We start from the raw sequence: 226 nt of genomic DNA, 5'->3' as shown, positions 1-226 counted from the left end.
TCGTCACCGTCAACGACTATCTGGCTCGGCGCGACGCCGCCTGGATGGGACAGATCTACCACTTCCTTGGTCTGTCCACCGGCGTCATCAATTCATCGGGCGGCACCGGTCCGGACTCCGCGTCCTACCTCTTCGACCTGAGCTACGAGCCGCCGGTTGGTCAAGGTTACCGCCATCTGCGCCCGGTCTCCCGCAAGGAGACCTATGCGGCGGACATCACCTACGG

1 protein-coding gene is annotated in these 226 nt (G+C 63.7%); it reads left to right on the top strand.

Translation table 11 applies throughout. The features are described from left to right. Window positions 1–226, top strand: a 226-nt coding sequence (locus tag B4N44_RS13315; RefSeq protein ID WP_414718151.1) for a hypothetical protein, incomplete at both ends; no start/stop codon positions are given.

This window comes from Thiocapsa sp. UBA6158 (genome assembly GCF_002423035.1).
Lineage (GTDB): Bacteria > Pseudomonadota > Gammaproteobacteria > Chromatiales > Chromatiaceae > Thiocapsa.
This window is presented reverse-complemented; position numbering and strand designations above follow the sequence as displayed.